The 6,887-nt window shown below is 33.8% G+C and carries 7 protein-coding genes; all 7 read right to left on the bottom strand.

Annotated elements, in window-relative coordinates; all coding sequences use genetic code 11:
* Positions 1 to 147: 147 nt before the first annotated feature.
* From Xsto_RS16780 to Xsto_RS16750, 7 genes are read right to left on the bottom strand one after another with little or no spacing between them, the layout of a single operon-like run.
* The gene (locus tag Xsto_RS16780; protein ID WP_099125825.1) at positions 148 to 603 is read right to left on the bottom strand and encodes a carbamoyltransferase N-terminal domain-containing protein; all 456 of its coding nucleotides are present in this window, start codon (positions 601 to 603) and stop codon (positions 148 to 150) included.
* Between the two features lie 14 nt (positions 604 to 617).
* Positions 618 to 1,703, bottom strand: a complete 1,086-nt coding sequence (locus Xsto_RS16775) for an inositol-3-phosphate synthase (RefSeq protein WP_099125824.1) — start codon at positions 1,701 to 1,703, stop codon at positions 618 to 620.
* Position 1,704: 1 nt separating this feature from the next.
* Positions 1,705 to 2,562: a glycosyltransferase family 2 protein gene (locus Xsto_RS16770; RefSeq protein ID WP_099125823.1), complete on the bottom strand. Its 858-nt coding sequence runs from the start codon at positions 2,560 to 2,562 to the stop codon at positions 1,705 to 1,707.
* A gap of 32 nt (positions 2,563 to 2,594) precedes the next feature.
* Positions 2,595 to 3,512 (bottom strand): glycosyltransferase family A protein, encoded by a 918-nt coding sequence (locus Xsto_RS16765; protein ID WP_099125822.1) that lies wholly within the window; start codon positions 3,510 to 3,512, stop codon positions 2,595 to 2,597.
* Positions 3,494 to 3,976, bottom strand: a complete 483-nt coding sequence (locus Xsto_RS16760) for a PLP-dependent aminotransferase family protein (protein WP_099125821.1) — start codon at positions 3,974 to 3,976, stop codon at positions 3,494 to 3,496. The genes Xsto_RS16765 and Xsto_RS16760 overlap by 19 nt, the downstream gene beginning before the upstream one ends.
* Complete coding sequence (locus tag Xsto_RS16755) at positions 3,945 to 4,706, bottom strand: DegT/DnrJ/EryC1/StrS family aminotransferase (RefSeq protein WP_099125820.1); 762 nt, start codon at positions 4,704 to 4,706, stop codon at positions 3,945 to 3,947. Before Xsto_RS16755 ends, Xsto_RS16760 begins: the two co-directional genes overlap by 32 nt.
* Before the next feature lie 8 nt (positions 4,707 to 4,714).
* On the bottom strand, positions 4,715 to 6,670 hold the full coding sequence (locus tag Xsto_RS16750; protein WP_099125819.1) for a carbamoyltransferase family protein: 1,956 nt from the start codon (positions 6,668 to 6,670) through the stop codon (positions 4,715 to 4,717).
* Between the last annotated feature and the right edge of the window lie 217 nt (positions 6,671 to 6,887).

Here is a 6,887-nt window from a genome sequence, read left to right as displayed (position 1 = left end):
GGTACGAAACAATGTCTATTTCCCGGATGCCAAAACGTTCCGTAAAACCCTTCATCATTTTTTTCATGTCACCTTACCCGAAAAAGGACAGGAATTAGCTACCCGGCTGACCGATAATTTCCAAACTTTAATTCCTGCATCTTCAAGTTAATTGCATATAGATAATTTTCCTATTTCACTAGGAACTAGGCTTATGTCGTGATCTAAACAACTGTCAATACTCCCTCCCATACCATCGCATACAATCACGGCAGACTCTGAAAATGGAGAGGTGCCAACTGCGCTATATGCGTGCGCAATATGGTGACTAATCCTAACAACGGGGAGATACTCAGGTATAATTCTACCTCGGCGTTTGATAATGTCATCGGGCTTATGTTTTTCATTTACTGTGTATTTCTCAACAAATAAATCTACATCCTTAAAAGTGATTCCGGCTGCATTTAAGCAATACCTTATGGCATCGTTATCATTAAATCCATCATGCTTAATCTTAGTAAGCCTCTCTTTTTCAATTCCAACGATAATCTTACCATTCTTCATTAAGCATGCTGATCCATCATGAGATAGTCCAGAACCTAAAACATAAATTGGCTTATTCATAGTTCCCCTCAAACTTAAAACATGCATTTTGGTACTTCAAAGGCAATCAACTTTTGACACTCAGAAATTGCGTCTTCTATTTTTAACTGCACAGGAGGGGTCTTTTGAGTCCATGCTGAAGGACCTTTTAAGGCGCCTTTTAATCCCATATCTCTAGCAATTTTTAAATAACGTATAGCATCAATCACAACACCAGCTGAATTTTCAGAATATTGTACCGATAATTTAGTATCAATTTCGACTTTACTTCCTCCAAATCCGGTAAGTTCCAGGCGTATGTGCGCAACCTTGTTATCTTTCAAATAAGGAATATAAGTTGATGGTCCAGCAAAAATAGAATCCTCGTGAACTTCCACGCCGGCAATTTCATTTTGACTTCTAATAACGTTCTCTTTTGATATTTTTTTGGATGTTAATCTTTCTTGAACCATCATATTATTGAAATCAGTATTTCCTCCAATATTAATTTTCTGGTGATAGTCAACAGTTAAATTCCTTGAGAGAGCTAATTCCTGATATACTTGTGACAATATTGATGCACCTAAATGACTCTTCATATCATCACCTATGATAGGGATCCCCTTATCATAGAATTTTCTGTCCCATTCAGGATCAGATGCGATGAAAACTGGAATGCAATTAAGCAACGAAACACCAGATTCCAAGCAACATTCAGCAAGGTACTCGGTAGCCTTTTGAGAGCCAACAGGTAAATAGTTTATCAGTATATCTATTTCGTTTTTTTTAAGGCTGGAAATCAAGTCAATTGGTTTTTGAGTGCTAGAAACACGAAATCCTCGATCTTCAGGTTGATTACTCATATACGGAGACACGCCATCAAAAACTTCAATTTTTTCAACGATCGGACCTTCTGGTAAATCAGTACAGAATATTCTTGCACAATTAGGCTTTGTAAAAATTGCTTTTGATATTGGTAAACCAACTTTTCTACAATCAACATCATATGCTGCTTTCACATTGATATCTTTGATTGAAATACCCAAATCATTAATTATTGGATCACTATCTAAATGATAATTAATCCCTTGATAAAGAGACGAACAACAATTCCCAATACCAGCAATAGCAATATTAACCATATTAAACATCCTTTTCTTCAGCGTTTTTTAAAATTATCAAATCATTTAATTTAAATATATTCTCTTCTTTTATAAGAAAATCCGTCATTTCATCATTATATTTTTCAGAAATATACTTTTTATTTTCTAAGTTTGTCTTATAATTTATTTCATCGTTTTCTGGATGAGATAAGTGCACTCCCTCTATCCCTTCAAATAAATGAAATTTAGAATTAGCTTTGTGAAGTCGGAAACCAAGATCAATATCTTCACCACCCCATGATGTAAAATGTTCATCAAAACACCCCACCTTTTCAAAAAGTTCTTTTTCTACACTGAATATTGTTCCCCATAAAAAAACCCAGGGTGCAGGCATAGAGCATAATTTATAGTTGAATTTCTCGTATGAATTTTGGCGAATATCTTTGCCAATACCTTGTTCTTTCATTTTCCTAATTGTGCTATCTACATCATCTAGATCAACTTTTAAATCCCACTTATTTTCAGAGTAAAGACCGTATACATATCCAATCGAAACTGATTGTGGATTATAGCTATGGAATTTGATCACACTTTGAACGAAATAGCTTGGCAAAAGCACATCAGCATCAACAAAAGCCAGTAGTTCCCCTTGTGCATTTTTAGCTCCAATATTTCTCGCTCGGGCTACGCGAAAACCTTCGTCAGGCACATATATATATTTAATTTTATAGTTATAATCTAGCTTAGTAACAGCGAGACAAGTCTCATCGCTAGAACCATCATCTACAACTATTACTTCGAAATCACTGAAGTCCGCACTTTGCTTGTTTAGTAAAGCTAACAAAGACATCAGGCTTTCTTTTTTGTTATAAGAAGGGATAATTATACTCAGAGTCATAAGTTACTTACTCCTTGATTTTACTCTTTATTTCAAAAAAAAGAGGCTTTAAAATTATGCTTATCTGATAGAGTGTAATTTTCTTGTAATGATAAGCAATTATTTAACCTATTCAGAAACTCTTCAATTACTTCATTAATATTAAAATAAGAACCAAATTTTTCAATATATAAATTCATTGATATTATAAACCCTTCAATATCATTTTTATATTTTTCTTTCAAAAAGGTTTCAGGACGATGTTCAGAATCTCCTTTAAATCTATATTTAAAAGGAATGTCTTCTAGTACTTTAATAAATGCTCCATCTGCAACCATATTCATCCAAGTGACATGATCTTCCGAAACTGAAAAATCAGGGAATGGACATCTAAGCGCTAAGTCAACATTAACCGTCGTTCCTGACGTTGGGAATATGTAGCCACAGTGTCTTATCATATCAAGATATTTATTATTTCCTTCTGGAATATACCGACTATGCTGAACAGCAACATCGAGCATATCACTCCTAAAGTTTTCTAGAGAAACCGAATTACCTTTTTCATCAATTCCACTAAAAGTGGTACTAATAATTAAGTCTGATTGATTAATTTGTTTTGCAGCACATAACGTTTTTTCTATACGATATGGATGTGCAATATCATCATCATCTTGAAATAAAATGAAATTAGCATTTTGTTTATGTGCATACTTTACACCAAGATTTCTTGCTGACGACACTCCCTTTTCATTCTCGTTAACTATAAAATGAAATCTATTATCAATTACATTTTTTGGAAAAAAATCTTGTATTCTAATATTCAATAAATCATAGAAACTTGAATTATCATCTACTATTACAACACACCAATCTGGGATTGACTGAGCATGTATTGAGAGTAAGGTTTCAATCAAATAATCATTATCTCGCTTACTCTGTGCATGATGAGGAATTACAAACCAATTTGACATTGATGTACAACCTTATTTATTTCTTTTGCAAAATCAACTATCCAATCCTTCGGCTGAAGTAACACTTGATGGGGAAATGCCATTGTTCGATTGAAAAAATTCTCAGCACCTGGAAGGCTATAATTCATACTATTAAGTCTTTCGAAATGACTATAATATTTATTTCTATCAACTCGATGAGGTTGGTAAAGCGGGTTATTATTTAAAGGTCTATCGAGCTTTTCAAAAGGTATTCGATATCTCTCTGAGAAATGGTTCGATATTATTTGTGCTTGTTCATTTTTAATTTCACAATTGAAATCAATAACACAACGCCAATATACTCTCTGATCAACATTTTCATCTACCCTAAGAATATTACAGATTCCACTCTTTCTAAGGTAATAGTTAAGAATAATGGCATTTAAACGTCGATTTTCATTATCTAATCTTTTAAGACCATTTAATAAAATGGCACACTGCATTATAGTTCCTTCCTTGTACTTCTCCATCACCAGAAATAACCATAAGATTTTTTGGGTTTACGTTATTATTTCTAGCTCTACCATCCATCATTAAATTTTGTATTTTAGAATAGTAATCATCTGAGCTAGTAGCAATAACTCCACCTTCTCCACTAGTCAGTAGTTTAGATTGCTGAGTAGAAAATACAGATATATCAAAAAAAGAGCCAGCCTTCTTTGATTTCCATGTTGCACCGTGGCTTTGTGAGCAATCCTCAATAACTTTTAAACCATACTTATCTGCAATAGCACCAATTTTTTTCACATCTGCCATGCCACAATAAGCATGTACTAAAATAATAGCTTTGGTATTCTGGGTAATATTCTCTCTTATTGCCTTCTCTGCTATTTGTCCGGTTAAAGGATTGATATCAGTCAAAATAGGAATAGCACCTAGATTATACACAACTTGGGCAACTGCAACCCAAGTCATACCTGGTACTATTACTTCATCTCCAGGAAGAATCCCAATGGCTTCAAGAGCTATAGATAACGCAGCGGTTCCAGAAGTGCATGGAATAGCGTGTTTAGTACCTATATAATCTGCCCACCTTCTTGAAAAAAGACTACTAAAGTATGGCAATACTTCAGATTGGCCTGATAACGTCCAACGTGTAGATCTTAGCGCCCTCTCTACATCAGTTAGTAGGTCAACATCGCACACAGGCCAATTCATCTCAAAAGGTTTCATGCATCGTCCTATAACACCAAATTTAACAATCTATTGCTTAATAATCTTTTATAGGCACTTATGCTATCTCCTTCTCGAATATTCCCATCGAGTAGAAGTTGACTAATTGTTTTAATCCCATCTGAAGCATCAAAACAGGACAACTCTGCCTCTGTAATTCTCTCAGTGTATGTTGCTGTATTGATATAATATGAACGAGATTTATTTGTAACTTTTTTAATAGTAGTTACAAACTCTTTTTTTATTGGTCTAAATAACTTATATAGATTATCACCATGGATTCTTTTCTTAATAATGAAATCACCAACAACCAAATAGTCCAGACCTGTAAGTAGAAAACACTGTATAGCATCATATGCATCACATACAATTGGTTCTGCATTTACATTGAATGAAGTATTTAATAATATAGGAACTCCTGTGATTTCTTTAAAGTTCTTTATTAGCTGATAGATATCCTTATTATATTTTCCTACAGCTTGAACTCTTGCTGTGTTATCTACATGTGTTATAGCTGCAAGTTTTTGTTTATTTTCCTTAATAACAGGAAGATTAAATACCATATACTCTAAATTAACTTTACAATCTGGGACCAAGAACCAATCCGAAATTTCCTCCATCAATACCATAGGAGCAAATGGGCGATAGGACTCTCTCTGCTTAATAATTTGATTAGTTCTATATTTTGATTCAATGGGTCTAGGATCAGCAAGTATACTACGACTACCAAGAGCTTTTGGACCATATTCCATTCGACCTCTTGCCCATCCTATTATCTTGCCATTACTAATTTCATTAGCAAGAAACCGGAATTCATCTTCAGAATTAACAACCTCTATAATATTTTTATTTCTTTCTATTATTTCAAATGCAAATTTACTATTTATATCAGGTCCTAAGTAAACATTCTCGAGTTTATTTCCATTAATCCTAGCATCAGGGTACATTGCACACATGGCTGCACCAACCGCACTTCCACCATCGTGTGAAGCAGGATGAACAAATATGTTATCAAACAACCCACTGAAGGCGAGTTTCCCATTTAATGTACAGTTTAAAGCTACTCCGCCACTAAGACATAGGTTTCTTTGACCTAATTTTTTTAACCAGAAAGATATAATATGTAATGCCATCTTCTCCAGATACTTTTGTATGGAATGTGCAAAATTTTGATGACTTTCTGAAATTTGTTCATTTTCTCTTCTTGGCGATATACCATTATCTAAAAGATAAGCAGGTATATTTGTATGATTAAATGAAATATTTCCATATTCTTCAAAATTTATAAGGTTTTCAAAAAGCTCATCAAATTTATTTTGTTTTCCATAGGAAGCCAATCCCATGACCTTATATTCATCAAATCGTTCATATCCTAGTAAGGATATACAATCGAGATAATATCTTCCTAATGATGAAGAGACAGGATATCTATATATATTTTTAACAAATCCGTCGATATATGAGTAAATTGATATAGACTCATCTTCCCCATTTCCGTCTATTACAATAACCAATGAACTATCGAAACCCGAGTTTTCTGCTGCCATGATAGCATGGGTATCATGATGACGTATATATTCAATTGGAATATCTTTAACTACTTCCCCAAATTTACTCACAAGTATTTTTTTAATTAAATTTCTAGAATGTTTAACCTCAAGATTTTTTCTTTCAATATATTGTAATCCAAGCCCTGTATCTGTATTTAACTCTTCAAAATAAAATGCAATTTTATCAACATCAGTTATTTTTAGCTGTGCTATTTTCAAGCACTCAACAATAGCCTCAATGGGAAATTGGTTAGAATGCTTAATTCTATCCAGACGTTCTTGTTCCACTGCTGCAACGATCTTACCATCTTTGATGATCGCAGCTGAAGCATCATGACCAAACCAATTTGGTATATCCCCAATAACAGGTGTTTCAAATGTTTCGAAACTACCGCTAACCCCTAGAGTTATCATAAGAAAAAATTCCTTATCCTTGATAAAAATAATTCTATGTCTAATATAGTTTCATTCGTTTTATACCCATCGTCATTGAAGATGCTTGATTTTTCATTCCTATCAGATCAAAATCGCGCCATGAAAATTACCCTGACAGATGCCCAAAAAGAAGCGCTTGAATTGATGCACGATACGACTCGTGATGGGCGCGTCCGTGACCGTATCAAAGCCGTGC

The organism is Xenorhabdus stockiae (genome assembly GCF_002632825.1).
In the GTDB taxonomy this organism is placed as follows: Bacteria; Pseudomonadota; Gammaproteobacteria; order Enterobacterales; family Enterobacteriaceae; genus Xenorhabdus; species Xenorhabdus stockiae.
The sequence above is the reverse complement of the archived record's forward strand: the minus strand, read 5'-3'. Positions and strand labels throughout refer to the sequence as shown.